This window comes from Dysgonomonas sp. 216, assembly GCF_010501065.1.
Taxonomy (GTDB): domain Bacteria; phylum Bacteroidota; class Bacteroidia; order Bacteroidales; family Dysgonomonadaceae; genus QVMM01.
This window is the reverse complement of record NZ_QVMM01000010.1, coordinates 86,342-102,595: the sequence shown is the minus strand read 5'-3', so window position 1 is coordinate 102,595 and position 16,254 is coordinate 86,342. Positions and strand designations below refer to the sequence as shown.

Here is a 16,254-nt window from a genome sequence, read left to right as displayed (position 1 = left end):
TAAAAATACTGTTGCCGTAGTTTGCAGCAGTTTAATATTAAAACATGACATTTAAAGAATTAAATATTATTGAGCCTATATTAAGGGCTCTGGAAGAAAAAGAATATATAACTCCAACGCCCATACAGCAACAGGCTATTCTCCCTGCGCTTAATAATCGCGATATATTGGGATTAGCACAAACTGGAACGGGCAAAACAGCTGCTTTTTCGTTACCAATTATTCAGCAACTTTATCTGAATAAAGAAAGTGGCAAGAAAAGAGAAATAAGAGCTCTGATACTAACCCCCACTCGTGAATTGGCTATCCAGATAAATGATTGTCTGAATGAGTATACCCAGTATACAGGAATTCGGCACTGTGTGATTTTTGGAGGAGTAAAGCAAAATGCTCAAGTAAATGAACTTAAAGCAGGTATAGATATATTGGTTGCTACACCCGGACGATTATTAGATTTGATGAACCAGAGGATTATCAGTTTAAATTCTGTTCGTCACTTTGTTTTGGACGAGGCCGACCGTATGCTCGATATGGGTTTTATACACGATATAAAACGTTTGCTACCCAAATTACCTAAAGAAAAACAAACACTTTTCTTTTCCGCTACTATGCCATCGGCTATAGCGTCTTTGTCTCGTTCTATTTTACGAAATCCTCTTAAAGTTGAAGTAACGCCAACGTCTTCAGTGATAGATACAATTGAACAGTACATCTATTTTGTAGAGAAACAGGAGAAAAAAGATTTGCTAATCAATGTGTTGAAGAAAGATAAAAAACAGTCGGTTTTGGTCTTTTCTCGCACTAAGCACGGAGCAGATAAGATTGCACGTATTTTATGCAAAGCAGGCATCGGAAGTGAAGCTATACATGGAAATAAATCGCAAAATGCACGTCAACGGGCACTAAGTAATTTTAAATCGCGTAAAACCCGGGTTCTTATAGCTACAGATATTGCAGCAAGAGGGATAGATGTTGATCAGTTGGAGTTAGTGATCAATTATGACTTACCCGATGTGCCTGAAACTTACGTACACCGTATTGGTCGTACCGGACGTGCGGGCAATAATGGAACAGCCTTAACATTTTGTTCGAAAGAAGAGAATGCTATGCTTAAAGATATTCAAAAACTAACGGGAAAAAATCTTGTGGTATCAGATTTCAGTTTGTAGCTGGTTGTAGACTCTGTATTCGATAGTAAAAATGTAAATAAAATTAGATAGTTAACAGAAAAATATGGCGAAATCAAATTCTTTTAATAAAAGAGAAATAGAAAAAAATAAACAACAAAAGAGAAAAGAAAAGCAGCAGAAAAGAGAAGAAAGGAAAAATAATCCGACAGATTCTTTTGAAGATATGATTGCTTATATAGATGAGAATGGAGTTATTACCAGTACTCCTCCCGATTTGACAAACAAAGAAAAAATTGAGATTGAAGATATAATTATCTCTACACCCAAAAAAGAAGATGTAGAAGAGCCTATACTGAATGGGCGTGTAGAGTTTTTTAACCCAGATAAGGGGTATGGTTTTATAAAACATATAGGAAGTGTTGAAAAATACTTTTTCCATGTTAGTAGTGCACCAGCTTCTATTACAGAGGGAAATATGGTAACGTTCGAATTGGAACGTGGTCAGAAAGGAATGAATGCCGTAAGGATTGCTCTTGTTAAAAAGGAAGTCCAATAATAAATAATTAATTAATAAAAAAAATCAAATGAACATTTACGTATCAAATTTAAACTTTAGCACAACAAGTGAAAGTTTACAAGAATTATTCGCAGGTTTTGGAGAAGTAGACTCAGCGAAAATTATTACAGACAGAGAAACCGGAAGATCTCGCGGTTTTGGTTTTGTCGAAATGCCTAATGATGCTGAAGGACAGAAAGCTATTGATGAGCTAAATAATACTGATTTCGAAGGTAAAACAATCAGTGTAAATGTTGCTCGCCCTAGAACCGAAAGAAGCAATGGTGGATACAATAGAAACCGTTACTAATCGAACAATAATTTAGATTTAACTGTAAAAGTTTAGACTAGATCTGACAGTTGGGTATTTTTTCAAGGTTGTATATTTGGGTTTTCTAAGCCATAATTTCTTGGAATAGGCATATAATTAGAGGGGGATTTTAGTCCCCCTTGACCATTCCAGTCAGTCAGGTTATCGCTGACAGGTTGCTCCCCAGCAGAGCCCGTTTCCATTTCGCCTGACAGGGTTAAAGATACAACATTTTGATAATGATTGGATAATAGTTTGTCTTTTGTAAGATGTAAACTATCATTCCAAGTCTGCATCGGCGTTTTGCCATAACAATGCTTGCCAGTATGAGGTCTTTCATTGTTATAATATTCCAACCAAAGATCAAGGTCTGTTTGTAGCTCATCAATCGTGTTGTATATTTTCTTACGAAAGGCTGTTGCATAAAACTCGTCTTGCATCGTCCTATGGAATCTTTCACAGATGCCATTTGTTTGAGGGCTTTTAGCTTTAGTTTTTGTATGGTCAATATCCTCGATGGCAAGATATAACTGGAACTCGTGATGTTCTCTTGCTCCACAGTACTCGGTTCCCCTGTCTGTTAATATACGCATAAGAGGAATACCATATTTATCATACATAGGTATGACTCTATCATTGAGCATATCGGCGGCAACCAATGCTATTTTGCGGTCATACAATTTGGCAGAAGCAACTTTAGAGTAAGTATCAATGAATGTTTGCTGATAGATCTTGCCAACACCTTTGATATAACCTACATAGTAAGTGTCTTGTGCTCCGAGAAACCCGGGATGATGGGTTTCAATCTCTCCATGAGCAACTTTCTCTTCTTTTGCTCTCTCTAAGGCTACAACCTGTGATTCGGTAAGAATCAATCCTTCTTGTGCAACTTTAGCCTCAAGGGCTTTCAGACGCTTTTGGAACGTTTCTAAATCATGGCGTAACCAAACACAACGAACTCCACAGGGAGAAATAAATAAGCCTTCTTTCTTTAGCTCATTGGAGGCTCTGGTTTGACCAAAAGCAGGATTCTCAATGGCAAAACAAACAACACGTTCTTCGATATGTGCTTCAATACGATTCTTTACATTAGGAACTCGCCGGCTCATATCTTTAAGAGCTTACTCACCACCCTCTGCAAATAAATCTTTGTAGCGGTAGAAAGTCTCTCTACTATAACCTAAATACTTACAGGCTCTCGATACGTTACCTAATTCTTCAGCTAAGGATAATAATCCTAAACGACTTTTAATTACTTTTGTTTCTAAACTCATTTTTCTGATAAGTTAAAGGGTTAAACTTTTTGTTTATTAAGCAATACAAACTTAATTGTTTGCCCTTTAACTGTCAGATCAGATCGAAACTATTTCAATTTAACGGATAGGCTTTAGAGCTTATCCGTTTTTTTATTTATGAAGTATTCTGCTTACAGCATTTATTGTCATCCCTAATCTTATCATTCGCATACTTTTTACGCTATTTATATTATCTCTTTTTACATTCGTACAAAAGAAAAGGGTTTCTGTACATATTTACATTTTTCTTTGTTTAAAGAATTAGTTTATTTGCAGGTAGTATTTGTCTGTTTTATCAATTATACCAGAAAACATATAAATGAAAACAAAATTACTTGCAATATTATTTCTCTTTACGGGCTTTTTATGTGTAGCATTTACATTACCCGAAAACAGAAAAAATCAATCAATAAACAGTGGTGTCGCTTGGTTCGATCAGAATAATAAAGAAGTTAATGCACATGGTGTATGTGTTATAAAAGAAGGCGATTTATTCTATTTGTTTGGCGAACACAAATCGGACACAAGCAATGCCTTTACCGGATTTGCCTGTTATTCTTCTCCCGATCTTGTTAACTGGAAGTTCGAAAATGTTGTTCTCCCCACTCAAAACGAAGGATTACTGGGGCCTAACCGCGTAGGCGAACGTCCAAAAGTTATGAAATGTCCATCGACAGGCGAATTTGTAATGTATATGCATTGCGACGATATGGGGTACAGAGATCCTCATGTAGGGTATGCTACCAGTAAAACCATAAACGGAAATTATCAGTTTCAAGGAGATTTATTACACGAGGGTAAATATCTGAAAAAATGGGATCTGGGTAGTTTTCAGGATAGTGATGGGAAAGGATATATATTAACCCACGAAGGTTTTATATATGAACTATCTGCCGATTATAAATCTGTTAATAGAATTGTAACAAAAAATATAGCAAAAGGGGGAGAATCTCCTGCCATGTTTAAAAGCAATGGTTATTATTTCTGGCTATTCTCGAATAAAACAAGCTGGGAACGAAACGATAACTATTATTTCACATCAACATCTCTCGACGGACCATGGGAGTATAAAGGACTTTTTGCTCCCGAAGAATCTTTTACATGGAACTCTCAATGCTCTTTCGTTTTACCGATAATTAATGCGAAAGATACCCTGAATGTATACATGGGCGACCGATGGTCGTTCCCCAAACAAGGTTCTGCCGCGACACAGGTATGGCAACCGATAATAACAAATAAGGATAAAATGATACTACCGGTATATATTGATAGTTGGAATATCTGTTTTTTGGAAAGCAATTGGCTTCCATTCTTTTATAATGCAAAGTCTGTAAAAAATGTGACTACAAAAAAAGGAAAATGGAGCATTTGTGAAAATGCATTTAAGTCTAACCGAAAAGGAGATGTGTTAGAATTCAAGTTTACGGGAAATCAAGTATCTATCAAAGGATTGTCAAACAATACCAGTGGTTATGCTCAGGTAGTGGTGCAGGACGATAAAAACGAAACGGTAATAAGTACTATTGTTGACTTTTATAGTAAAAATGAATATTCTTCACTCAAATTTATAAGCCCAACGTTAAAAGAAGGAAGCTATACAATTTCGATAAAAGTGATGGGAGAATATCCTGTATGGTATAAAAAAGATGGAACACGTTTTGGTAGTACCAATGGTTTTGTGATAATTGAAGATGTTCTTTATAAATAATATTATATATAAGAAAGAAATATGAATAATCTAAAGTTTTTGAGTCTCTTACTATTAATTGTTACAGGTTTTAACGGGTTTGCCCAAGATAATAAATTGAATAATAAACAAATTGGAGTAATTGGCGACAGTTATGTCAGAAATCATAAAGAACCTATAGAGTACACATGGCATTATAAATTTGCACAGAAATATAATATGGAATATCATAATTTCGGACGGAACGGGAATTGCATTGCTATGGATCGTTCAAGGTTTGGCGAAGCTATGTATAAGCGTTATACTTCCATGCCCGATTCTCTCGATTATATTCTAGTTATAGCAGGACATAACGATACAGGTCTGCTCGACTCGATAGGAGGAATTGATATATTCAAGGAGAAAATGGCTATTCTGTGCGAAGGATTGGTTAGTAAATATCCTTCTGCAAAAATATATTTCTTTACCCGATGGGTAACCGAAAATTTCAATGGCAGCGACGCTCAAAAAATTGTTGATGCAATGATTGAAGTTTGTGGTAACTACAGTATTCCTATTTTTGATGCTGCTCGGAAAGGAGGAATTTATACCTACAATAAAGATTTTCGGAAAATGTACTTCCAATCCAGTAAAAATGATACCGACAGAGCGCACTTAAACGCTAAAGGACACGACCATTTTCTGAACGTTGCCGAAAGTTTTATATTACAACATTAATTTTTAATCAAAAATCATATGATGAAAAAAACAACATTTAGAAATATTGCTTTAATACTCTCGTTTATATTAACTATATCTGTTGCTTTTGCCAACGATTATAAAACAGTTGTTGTAGAAGCTCCGTTCCCTATGGAACCTATAAAAATATTTATGTATCCTACTCAGGATTTTATTATAACTGATTATGGTGCAATTGAAGGAAGAGAGATGGATAACACTAAAGCCATAGCTGCAGCAATAGATGCTTGCAACAAAGCCGGGGGCGGACGTGTGGTTATTCCTTCCGGAATATGGTTTACAGGACCTATTCATTTTAAGAGTAACGTCAATTTATATTTGGAAGAAAATGCAGAAGTAAGCTTTTCCGATAATCCGAAGGATTATCTTCCAGCCGTAATGACATCATGGGAAGGTATGGAATGTTACAACTATTCTCCTTTAGTGTACGCTTTTGAATGCGAAAACATAGCGATAACAGGCAAAGGAATTTTAAAACCCAAAATGAATATTTGGTCTAAATGGTTTAAACGCCCGAAAGCTCACATGGATGCGCTAAAAGAATTATATACAATGGCATCTACCGATGTGCCTGTTGAACAGCGCCAAATGGCGGTAGGTGAAAACAATCTGCGTCCTCACCTTATTCATTTCAACAGATGTAAAAATGTTTTGCTCGACGGGTTCAAAATTAGGCAAAGTCCTTTCTGGACCATTCATCTGTATATGTGCGATGGTGGTATTGTTCGTAATATGGATGTTGTTGCCCATGGGCATAATAACGATGGAGTTGATCTTGAGATGAGCCGCAATTTTTTAATCGAAGATTGTATATTCGATCAGGGGGACGATGCGGTGGTAATTAAAGCCGGTCGTAACCGCGATGCTTGGCGTTTGAATACTCCATGCGAAAATATTGTAATTCGTAACTGTTCTATTTTAAAAGGACATACACTATTGGGTATAGGCAGCGAAATGTCGGGAGGTATTCGCAATATTTATATGCACGATTGTACATCGCCAAATTCAGTATTTCGTTTATTCTTTCTTAAAACAAATCATCGTAGAGGAGGCTTCATCGAAAACATTTATATGAAAAACATAACTGCAGGCTCAATGCAGAGAGCTTTTGAAATAGATACAGATGTGTTATACCAATGGAAAAACCTTGTTCCAACATACGAAGAACGCATAACACGCATAAACGGCATATATATGGAAAACGTCAGATGCAAATCGGCCGACGCTATTTATGAATTAAAAGGAGATGCTAAATTACCTGTCGGGACAGTAGAAATAAAGAATGTCCATGTGGATAAAGTGAATAAATTCATAAAAAAGGTAAGTAACGTTGACAATGTTGTAGAGAGAAATGTTTCTTATTCGGAATATGCGGGAGAGAATGAATCAAACTAATATTAATACTTCCGGAGATATGATTGTAAGATTCTTCTAACTAATATCTTACTTAAGATAAAGCTGTATAAGGAGTTCGTTTTTTTATTTAAAACGAACTCTTTTATTATATAGTTCTTCTTAACCTTGAATAAACATTTATATTCGCACTTTTTATGTATATTTGCACTCCATTTTAAAATGGGGGCATAGTGCCCTTTCTTATTAAACAGCTGAAAAAGCCAGTATAAACAGAATGAATAAAATACGAAATTTTTGCATTATTGCTCATATTGATCATGGTAAAAGTACCTTGGCCGACAGGCTTCTTGAATTCACTAAAACTGTAGAAGGTAAAGATTTACAAGCTCAGGTACTTGATAATATGGATTTGGAGAGAGAGCGAGGCATTACTATTAAAAGCCACGCTATCCAGATGAAATATGTATATAATGGAGAAGAATATATTCTGAATCTTATTGATACTCCGGGACACGTCGATTTTTCGTACGAGGTTTCGCGTTCAATTGCTGCCTGCGAGGGTGCTTTGCTTATTGTTGATGCGGCACAAGGAATACAGGCACAGACCATATCGAACCTATATATGGCCATCGAAAATGATTTGGAAATAATACCGATTCTTAATAAAATAGACTTGCCAAGCGCTATGCCTGAGGAGGTTGAAGACCAAATTATAGAACTTTTAGGATGTAAAAGGGAAGAGATTATACGTGCTAGTGGTAAAACCGGAGAAGGTATAACCGATATTTTGTCTGCTATCATCGAATGCATCCCTGCTCCAAAAGGAGATCCTGAAGCTCCGTTGCAAGCTCTGATTTTCGATTCGGTATTTAACTCATTCCGAGGTATTATAGCTTACTTTAAAATAGTAAATGGCTCGATAAAGAAGGGGGATCTTGTTAAATTTTTTGCTACCGGAAAAGAGTATAATGCAGACGAAATTGGTGTTCTAAAGCTTACTATGTCTCCCCGAAACGAGATTAACTGTGGAGATGTTGGATATATTATTTCAGGAATCAAAACATCGAAGGAAGTAAAAGTTGGCGATACCATTACTCATGTTAAAAGTCCATGCAAAGAAGCAATTGCCGGATTTGAAGAAGTAAAACCAATGGTGTTTGCCGGAGTTTATCCTATTGATAGTGAAGATTTCGAGGACTTGCGTTCTTCTCTCGAAAAACTTCAGTTAAATGATGCTTCGCTCACCTTTCAGCCGGAATCTTCTGTGGCTTTAGGGTTCGGATTTCGTTGTGGATTTTTAGGGCTCTTGCATATGGAAATAATACAAGAACGTTTAGACAGAGAATTTAACATGGATGTTATAACTACTGTACCAAACGTATCTTACATTGTTCATGATAAAAAAGGAAACACCAAGGAGGTTCATAATCCATCGGGATTGCCTGACCCTACCCTTATCGACTATATAGAAGAACCTTTTATCAGAGCTTCGGTTATTACCGATATGGCATATATAGGACCTATAATGACCCTCTGTTTAGGAAAAAGGGGTATACTTATAAAACAAGATTATATTTCGGGGAACCGTGTAGAAATTATCTACGACCTTCCTTTAGGAGAAATAGTTATAGACTTTTACGATAAGCTGAAAAGTATATCGAAGGGTTATGCTTCGTTCGATTACCACATGCACGATTACAGAGAATCGAAATTGGTAAAACTGGATATTTTACTTAATGGTGAGCCTGTAGATGCTTTGTCGACACTCACACACGCTGATAATGCTGTTCCTTTCGGCCGACGCATGTGTGAAAAGCTAAGAGAGTTGATTCCCCGTCAGCAATTCGATATAGCCATACAAGCTGCTATCGGAGCAAAAATTATTGCTCGCGAAACGATAAAAGCTGTGCGGAAAGATGTTACGGCAAAATGTTATGGGGGTGATATTTCGCGTAAACGTAAACTTCTTGAAAAACAAAAAGAAGGAAAAAAACGAATGAAACAAGTTGGAAACGTTGAAGTTCCTCAAAAAGCATTTCTTGCTGTATTGAAATTAGATTAAAAAATATCAATAAAAAACTATAGTAAAATCATTTTAACACAACATATTGAAATGGATTACAAAGAAACAAATCTTGATAGCTTTCTTATTGTGGGAATAGCTATCCGAACAACAAACAAAGACGGACAGTCGCAAAAAGATATTAATAATTTGTGGAACGAATTTATGTATGGGCAAATTCCCGCATATATTCCTCACAAAGTTTCGGACGATGTATACTGTGTGTACACTGATTACGACAGTGATTTCACTGGAGAATATACAACAATATTGGGTTTTAAAGTTTCATCGGCAAATAACCTGCCCGAAGAACTTGTTGTTAAAGAAATACCTGCTTCAAATTATCAGGTATACGATACTTCGGGTAAAATTCCGGATTGTGTATTAGATATATGGACTAATATTTGGCAAAAACCTGATGTTGACAGAGTTTATAGGGCCGATTTTGAAGTGTACGATGCTAAAGCACAAGATCCGGAAAACTCAAAAGTATCAGTGTTTTTATCTGTAAAATAGATAACTATTTGAGGCAGTACATATTCTATCTGTAGAACAAGGCGAAAAAGAAGATGTATGAAAAATTTTAGAGAAGAAGATGTGAAAGATTTACAGTTAAATGCATTCGATCTAAAAAACAAATGGATGCTGATTACTGCTGGAAAAGACGGAGCCGTGAATACAATGACCGCAAGCTGGGGTGGCTTTGGTGTTATGTGGGGCAAAGATGTTGTGTTTGTTGTTATCCGTCCACAACGCTATACAAAAGAGTTTATAGATGGAACGGATTCTTTTTCACTAACATTTTTCGACGAAAGCTTCAAAAAACAGCTTAGCTATCTGGGAAGAGTCTCGGGGAGAGACGAGGCTAAAATAGAAAAAGCAGGTTTGACAGTAAGTCTTAATGACGAAAAAACACCCTATTTTAAAGATGCTGAAACTGTTATTTTCGCAAAAAAACTATTTGCACAACCATTGAACGAATCATCGTTCCTTGATACGGATATTATAGACAGGTGGTATCCCGAAAAAGATTTCCATACTTTATATATAGCCGAAGTAACAAAAATATTAACTAAAGACTAACCCTTTAACTGATTGTAATGCTATAATGAGAAAATGGCGCATCGAAGATTCGGAAGAATTATATAATATCCCGGGATGGGGAATTAATTATTTTTCGGTTAACGAAAAAGGAAATGTTATTGTCACTCCTCGTAAAGATGGAGTTAGCGTTGATATAAAAGAAATTATTGACGAACTTCAATTGAGAGATATTGAGACGCCTGTATTATTAAGGTTCCCCGATATCTTGGATAATCGTATCGAAAAGATATCGACATGTTTCCAAATTGCAGCTAAGGAGTATAATTACAAAGCTCAAAACCACATAATATATCCAATAAAAGTAAATCAGATGCGTCCTGTGGTTGAAGAGCTTGTTAGTCACGGTAAAAAATTCAATATCGGGCTCGAAGCAGGTTCTAAACCTGAGCTTCATGCTGTTATTGCGATAAACACCGATCCCAATTCCCTTATTATCTGTAATGGATACAAAGACGAGAGTTATATTGAGCTGGCTTTGTTAGCTCAAAAAATGGGAAAACGAGTTTTCCTCGTTGTCGAAAAAATAAACGAGCTTGTATTAATTACAAAAATAGCAAAGAGGCTCAAAATAGTTCCAAACATTGGAATACGTATAAAACTGGCAAGTTCGGGAAGCGGAAAATGGGAAGAGTCGGGAGGAGATGGAAGTAAGTTCGGGTTAAATTCGAGCGAATTACTAGAGTCTCTGGAGTATATCGAAAAAAACAATATGAAAGAATCGCTACGGTTGATACATTTTCATATTGGTAGTCAGGTAACAAAAATACGCCGTATAAAAACAGCTCTTCGCGAAGCATCTCAGTTTTATGTGCAATTACATTCGCTAGGTTTTAACGTAGAGTTTGTAGATATTGGCGGAGGTTTGGGTATCGATTACGACGGGACACGTTCGTCGTACAGTGAAAGCAGTGTAAATTACAGCATACAAGAGTACGTAAACGACTCTATTGCTACAATGGTTGATGCTGCTGATAAAAACAATATTCCACATCCTAACATAATAACCGAATCGGGACGTTCGCTTACTGCGCACCACTCCATTCTGATATTTGACGTATTGGAGACTGCATCGCTACCCGAATGGAATGATGCAGAAGAAATTACGGAAGATGCACATGAGTTGTTAAAGGAAATGTATCAGATTTGGGATAAACTAAGCCAAAACAGGATGCTTGAACCTTGGCACGATGCTCAACAGATAAGAGAAGAGGCACTTGATTTGTTTAGTCTGGGATTGCTCGATCTGAAAACTCGTGCGCAGATTGAAAAATTATATTTTTCGATAGCCCGCGACATATTCCAAATCGCAGGACGAGCTAAACATGCTCCTGATGAATTAAAGCAACTGGGCAAATTACTACCCGATAAATACTTCTGTAATTTTTCTATATTTCAATCATTAACCGACTCTTGGGCTATCGATCAGGTATTTCCTATCATCCCTATTCATCGGTTAGACGAAAAGCCAGAAAAGACTGCAACTTTACAGGATATCACTTGCGATTCGGACGGAAAAATTGATAATTTTATAGCATCCGGCAACCAGACATCTTATCTTCCGGTACATAACGTAAAGAAAAATGAGCCTTACTATCTTGGCGTATTCCTTGTTGGTGCATATCAGGAAATATTAGGCGATTTACATAATTTGTTCGGAGATACAAATGCAGTGCACATTGCCGTCGATTCGAACGGATATAAAATAGAGCAGATGATAGACGGTGAAACCGTTGCCGAAGTTTTAGAATACGCTCAATACAATACAAAAAAATTGGTGCGCACAGTTGAAACATGGGTTACCCGAAGTGTGAAAGAAGGTACTATATCCTTAGAGGAAGGGAAAGAATTCTTATCCAACTACAGGTCTGGTCTTTACGGATACACGTATTTGGAGTAAGCAATAGTTACAACTTTTCAAGATACATAAGACAATCACATTATTGTGGTTGTCTTTTTGTTTTCATAATAATTACTATATGACATTAATTAAGATAAAAACGAGGCTTTCATTTGATGGAAGCCTCGTTCTCTTTTTCAATATATCTTTTATTATATATTAGTTCTTTTTGGTTCTTTCGGTTCGGTGTTAACCTCAACTACATTCACAACATAGTCGGCTAATTTTTCGCAATCACCTATTATGTCCATATATATGACACCCAATTCGTAGCTATATTCCTTATTGTCGATAGATAGCAGATTGCTGTTTTTTAGCTGATTACGCAGATTGTTTATTTCGGATTCGAGATTGAATGCTTTGTTTACATCCTGAGAATTAGCATAACTTATTTGTCTTTCAATAATATGCTGCATGTTGTCGAGTGAAGAATCTATCAGGTCGAACATTTCGGTTATATTCGCATATTGCGATTCGGTAAAGTCCAGATTCGATTGCTTTTTCCGTGTTATTGTACGTGCTATGTTGTAACAGCTGTCGCCAATGCTTTCTATCTCAGTGACTTCTTTCAGCATTAGCCGAATAGTCGTTTTACTTTCCGAGCTTAACCGACCTTCCGATACCTGATTCAGATAGTTGGCTATTTCCAACTCCATGTTGTCGCTAATATTTTCATATTTTTCTATCCGGCTGAATAGCCTATTGTAAGCCGAATCATTTTTTTCGTGCAACAATTCTCTTACCATTGCAAACATACGTTTCATACGCGAAGAGAATAAATTTATCTCCTGACGGGCTTGCAACATCGAAAGTTCAGAGGTTGAAAGCATACCGCTTTGTATAAATTTTAAGCGGAACTCTTCTTCTTCCTCTTTTTGTGGTATAAGTTTCGTTACAACCTTTTCCAAGAAACTAACTAACCAGATAAAGATAAACGTATTACAAATATTATAACAAGTGTGGAACGCTGATAGCTTAAACGATATTATGGTTTGCACATCTCCAGTCACTAAAGAATCTACAATATTAGATACCAGCGAGGTAAACGGATAAAATAATGCCAAGACCCAAACAACCCCAAACATGTTGAACATAAAGTGAGATAGAGCGGCTCGTCTTGCCGATGTGTTAGCTGTTAATGCTGCAAGATTAGCAGTCATAGTTGTGCCAAGGTTTTCGCCCAGTACTATAGCGGCTCCTATTTCGTACGAAATCCATCCCTGCGCACACATGATGAGCGTTATGGCCATAGTTGCACTCGATGACTGTACAACAACCGTAAGTAAAGCTCCTATGAAAAAGAACAAGATTATTGAGCCAAAGCCCATATCTGTATATCGGGTTACAAACTCAAGCATTCCCGGATTCGACGCCAGATCGGGCACATTTTCCTTTAAGCCTGCAAGCCCCATAAATAAAAACGCAAACCCGAAGATAAATTCTCCTAAAGATTTGCGTGAACTTTTACCCGAAAAGATAAGAGGTATTGCTATTGCCAATATTGGTAGCGTCATTGTCGAGATATCGACTTTAAACCCGAACACCGAAATAATCCATGCTGTGAGGGTAGTACCGATATTCGCACCCAAAATAACACTGATTGATTGGGTTAGCGTCAGAAGCCCGGCGTTTACAAAACTCACAACCATCACGGTTGTTGCACTTGACGACTGAATAACGGCTGTAACTAATAATCCCGTTAATACGGCTGTAACCCTGTTTTTTGTCATTGCCGTAAGGATGTTACGAAGTCTGTCCCCGGCAAGTTTTTGTAATCCTTCGCTCATTATCTTCATTCCATACAGGAATAAAGCCATTGAGCCTAAGAATAACATGAAATCAAAAAAAGTATATTCCATTCTTAATTTTTATTATTAATTGGTGGTTAAGAAGTGGTGCAAATATAACTAAACAAAAATAAATATTTGTTACAAAATTGTTACATATTGGCTTTTTAACTCTAATCGATTCTTCTTATTTTCATCTTAATGTCAACCAAAGGCCTGTCATTCGGGCTTGTTTCGGCTTCCTGTATTTTGTCAACAACATCCATGCCCTCAACAACTTCTCCGAAAATAGTATACTCTCCGTCTAAATGAGGGCTTCCCCCTATAGTCATATAGTCATTTTTTTCTACTTCATTTAATAAGCTTTCAGCTTTTCGCGTTTCCGATAGTTTTTCTGTTTCTGTAATTATACTATCGCGTAGAGCATTCATTTTTTCTTTTTCGCCATTGCGATACATTTCTTTAATAGAATCGCGGTGCGCCAATTGTAATTCGCCAAATATTGTCTGTTTTAATTTTTCGAAGCGTTGTTTTTCTATCATCTTTAATTCTTGTTCCGAGAATACGGTACCCGTAACGATATAAAATTGCGATGATGACGATTCTTTCCGTGGATTTACATTGTCGCCTGTGCGAGCCGCTGCTAAAACCCCTTTTTTATGGTAGTACTTAGGATATACAAATTCGGCGGGGATAGTGTAATTCATTGTGTCGTTTTCATTCTTTTTCTCTAATCTTTCCGATGTGTACCGAGAATCGGGATCGCCACCCTGAATCATAAAACTATTTATTACACGATGAAAAGTCAGTCCGTCGTAAAAACCTTCTTCTACTAATTTTAAGAAATTATCCCTGTGTAAAGGGGTGTCGTCAAACAAACGGATCTTAACATCGCCAAACTGCGTACTTATAACAACCTGTGCATTTTTTTCTGAAGAACTCATATAATATGGAATTAATAATAAAATCGAAAAAATAAAAAACCTCATCTTCTACTCTTTAATATTTCACATTCAAAATTACAATAAATTAGTAACATTCAATTGTGTATTATTTCATTTTTATTCTTATATTTGCACCTCAGATATTCACTTATGATATTTTGTTTGAGTATTTGAAAGCATTTTAATAATGATTGCAAGAGAAAATCTAAATATAGATAAAAAAAGGAACAAGAAATCTGTTGAAGATCTTGTTCCTTTTTTTATGTACCAACAGGAAGTATAATATCTTTTACTCTAAAATAATTCAAATCGCAAATGCAAACAGACAACCCTGTTCAATTAATTCTTGACGATGGAACGGTCTTTAACGGATGGTCGTTTGGAGCCGAAAAAGCCGCTGCTGGCGAAGTAGTATTCAGCACTGCAATGGTGGGCTATCCCGAAAGTTTAACCGATCCTTCCTACTTAGGTCAAATACTAGTGATTACATATCCACTGGTAGGAAACTATGGTGTGCCTGATAATACAATGACAAATGGAATCTCCGATTTTTACGAATCGGAAAAAATTCAGGTAAACGGACTTATTGTATCCGATTACTCGCAAGAATTTTCTCATTGGAACGCAAAGAAAAGTTTAGGCGAATGGTTGAAAGAAGACGGTGTTCCCGGTATATACGGAATAGACACTCGTGAACTAACAAAAATACTTCGCGAAAAAGGCTCGATGAAAGGTAAAATCGTATTCGGGAATCCCGACGAAATAGATTTTATTGATCCTAATCTTGAAAATCAGGTAGCTAAAGCCAGTTGCAACGAAGTTCTAACTTACGGAAAAGGAGATAAGAAAGTTGTGCTTGTAGACTGTGGAGTTAAACACAATATTATCCGTAGCCTACTCAAACGCGACATAACGCTTATTCGTGTGCCATGGAATTACGATTTCAACGAACTGGATTACGACGGATTGTTTATATCGAATGGTCCCGGAAATCCCGATTATTGCGAAGAAACTGTGAAGAACATACGAAAAGCCATGGATGCAGGAAAGCCTATCTGTGGTATTTGTATGGGAAACCAATTGTTGTCGAAAGCAGGAGGTGCTACAACCTATAAGCTTAAATACGGACATCGCAGCCACAATCAGCCTGTAAGAATGGCCGGTAGCGAGAGATGTTTTATTACGTCTCAAAACCACGGATTTGCTGTGTCTAACTCTTCGCTTAGCGACGAATGGGAGCCTTTCTTCATTAACCTGAACGATGGGACAAACGAAGGTATCAAACATAAAACTAAACCTTTCTTCTCGGCACAATTCCACCCCGAAGCGGCAAGTGGACCGACCGATACGGATTTCATTTTTGACTTATTTTTTGAAAAGCTGTAAGA

At 36.7% G+C, this 16,254-nt stretch carries 13 protein-coding genes and 1 pseudogene; 11 read left to right on the top strand and 3 right to left on the bottom strand.

Translation table 11 applies throughout. The annotated features are described in order from the left end of the window. The first annotated feature begins 44 nt into the window (after positions 1–44). The 3 genes from D0T53_RS07755 to D0T53_RS07745 all read left to right on the top strand — a co-directional run bounded on the left by D0T53_RS07755 (position 45) and on the right by D0T53_RS07745 (position 1,996). A complete protein-coding gene (locus D0T53_RS07755) occupies positions 45–1,169 on the top strand; it encodes a DEAD/DEAH box helicase (protein WP_163266536.1) in 1,125 nt (374 codons plus the stop codon). A 64-nt stretch (positions 1,170–1,233) separates the two neighbouring features. Beyond that, on the top strand, positions 1,234–1,686 hold the full coding sequence (locus D0T53_RS07750) for a cold-shock protein (RefSeq protein WP_163266534.1): 453 nt from the start codon (positions 1,234–1,236) through the stop codon (positions 1,684–1,686). 28 nt (positions 1,687–1,714) lie between these two features. Next, a complete protein-coding gene (locus tag D0T53_RS07745; protein ID WP_163266532.1) occupies positions 1,715–1,996 on the top strand; it encodes an RNA-binding protein in 282 nt (93 codons plus the stop codon). A 245-nt stretch (positions 1,997–2,241) separates the two neighbouring features. On the opposite strand, the pseudogene D0T53_RS07740 reads toward D0T53_RS07745, so the two are convergent. After that, positions 2,242–3,270, bottom strand: a pseudogene (locus tag D0T53_RS07740) (IS481 family transposase); the annotation flags it as partial. 340 nt (positions 3,271–3,610) lie between these two features. On the opposite strand from D0T53_RS07740, the gene D0T53_RS07730 reads away from it, so the two are divergent. The 7 genes from D0T53_RS07730 (at position 3,611) to speA (ending at position 12,135) form a co-directional block, all read left to right on the top strand. Then, positions 3,611–4,999 carry a family 43 glycosylhydrolase gene (locus D0T53_RS07730; protein ID WP_163266528.1) on the top strand — a complete coding sequence of 463 codons (1,389 nt, stop codon included), beginning with the start codon at positions 3,611–3,613 and terminating at the stop codon, positions 4,997–4,999. Between the two features lie 21 nt (positions 5,000–5,020). Then, positions 5,021–5,695, top strand: coding sequence for an SGNH/GDSL hydrolase family protein (locus tag D0T53_RS07725; RefSeq protein ID WP_163266526.1), 675 nt, complete (start codon positions 5,021–5,023; stop codon positions 5,693–5,695). A gap of 21 nt (positions 5,696–5,716) precedes the next feature. Beyond that, a complete protein-coding gene (locus D0T53_RS07720) occupies positions 5,717–7,111 on the top strand; it encodes a glycoside hydrolase family 28 protein (protein ID WP_163266598.1) in 1,395 nt (464 codons plus the stop codon). Positions 7,112–7,346: 235 nt separating this feature from the next. Continuing rightward, positions 7,347–9,134, top strand: coding sequence for a translation elongation factor 4 (lepA, locus tag D0T53_RS07715; protein ID WP_163266524.1), 1,788 nt, complete (start codon positions 7,347–7,349; stop codon positions 9,132–9,134). Positions 9,135–9,185: 51 nt separating this feature from the next. After that, positions 9,186–9,650, top strand: a complete 465-nt coding sequence (locus D0T53_RS07710) for a GyrI-like domain-containing protein (RefSeq protein ID WP_163266522.1) — start codon at positions 9,186–9,188, stop codon at positions 9,648–9,650. Between the two features lie 57 nt (positions 9,651–9,707). Continuing rightward, positions 9,708–10,217: a flavin reductase gene (locus D0T53_RS07705; protein WP_163266520.1), complete on the top strand. Its 510-nt coding sequence runs from the start codon at positions 9,708–9,710 to the stop codon at positions 10,215–10,217. A gap of 25 nt (positions 10,218–10,242) precedes the next feature. Next, positions 10,243–12,135: a biosynthetic arginine decarboxylase gene (gene speA / locus D0T53_RS07700; protein ID WP_163266518.1), complete on the top strand. Its 1,893-nt coding sequence runs from the start codon at positions 10,243–10,245 to the stop codon at positions 12,133–12,135. Between the two features lie 152 nt (positions 12,136–12,287). On the opposite strand, the gene D0T53_RS07695 is transcribed toward speA, so the two are convergent. Then, positions 12,288–13,994 carry a Na/Pi cotransporter family protein gene (locus D0T53_RS07695; protein WP_163266516.1) on the bottom strand — a complete coding sequence of 569 codons (1,707 nt, stop codon included), beginning with the start codon at positions 13,992–13,994 and terminating at the stop codon, positions 12,288–12,290. Positions 13,995–14,095: 101 nt separating this feature from the next. Further along, positions 14,096–14,866: a peptidylprolyl isomerase gene (locus D0T53_RS07690; protein ID WP_163266514.1), complete on the bottom strand. Its 771-nt coding sequence runs from the start codon at positions 14,864–14,866 to the stop codon at positions 14,096–14,098. 315 nt (positions 14,867–15,181) lie between these two features. Here D0T53_RS07690 and carA point away from each other — a divergent pair, with 315 nt between their 5' ends. Then, entirely contained in the window at positions 15,182–16,252 is a 1,071-nt protein-coding gene (carA, locus tag D0T53_RS13585; RefSeq protein WP_255489413.1) for a glutamine-hydrolyzing carbamoyl-phosphate synthase small subunit, read from the top strand. Positions 16,253–16,254 lie beyond the last annotated feature (2 nt).

Excerpts from the sequence above, each read along its gene's own strand:
- D0T53_RS07755 (WP_163266536.1), top strand. The coding sequence starts at position 45 with ATGACATTTAAAGAATTAAATATTATTGAGCCTATATTAAGGGCTCTG.
- D0T53_RS07750 (WP_163266534.1), top strand. The coding sequence starts at position 1,234 with ATGGCGAAATCAAATTCTTTTAATAAAAGAGAAATAGAAAAAAATAAA.
- D0T53_RS07745 (WP_163266532.1), top strand. The coding sequence starts at position 1,715 with ATGAACATTTACGTATCAAATTTAAACTTTAGCACAACAAGTGAAAGT.
- D0T53_RS07730 (WP_163266528.1), top strand. The coding sequence starts at position 3,611 with ATGAAAACAAAATTACTTGCAATATTATTTCTCTTTACGGGCTTTTTA.
- D0T53_RS07725 (WP_163266526.1), top strand. The coding sequence starts at position 5,021 with ATGAATAATCTAAAGTTTTTGAGTCTCTTACTATTAATTGTTACAGGT.
- D0T53_RS07720 (WP_163266598.1), top strand. The coding sequence starts at position 5,717 with ATGAAAAAAACAACATTTAGAAATATTGCTTTAATACTCTCGTTTATA.
- lepA (WP_163266524.1), top strand. The coding sequence starts at position 7,347 with ATGAATAAAATACGAAATTTTTGCATTATTGCTCATATTGATCATGGT.
- D0T53_RS07710 (WP_163266522.1), top strand. The coding sequence starts at position 9,186 with ATGGATTACAAAGAAACAAATCTTGATAGCTTTCTTATTGTGGGAATA.
- D0T53_RS07705 (WP_163266520.1), top strand. The coding sequence starts at position 9,708 with ATGAAAAATTTTAGAGAAGAAGATGTGAAAGATTTACAGTTAAATGCA.
- speA (WP_163266518.1), top strand. The coding sequence starts at position 10,243 with ATGAGAAAATGGCGCATCGAAGATTCGGAAGAATTATATAATATCCCG.
- D0T53_RS07695 (WP_163266516.1), bottom strand. The coding sequence starts at position 13,994 with ATGGAATATACTTTTTTTGATTTCATGTTATTCTTAGGCTCAATGGCT.
- D0T53_RS07690 (WP_163266514.1), bottom strand. The coding sequence starts at position 14,866 with ATGAGTTCTTCAGAAAAAAATGCACAGGTTGTTATAAGTACGCAGTTT.
- carA (WP_255489413.1), top strand. The coding sequence starts at position 15,182 with ATGCAAACAGACAACCCTGTTCAATTAATTCTTGACGATGGAACGGTC.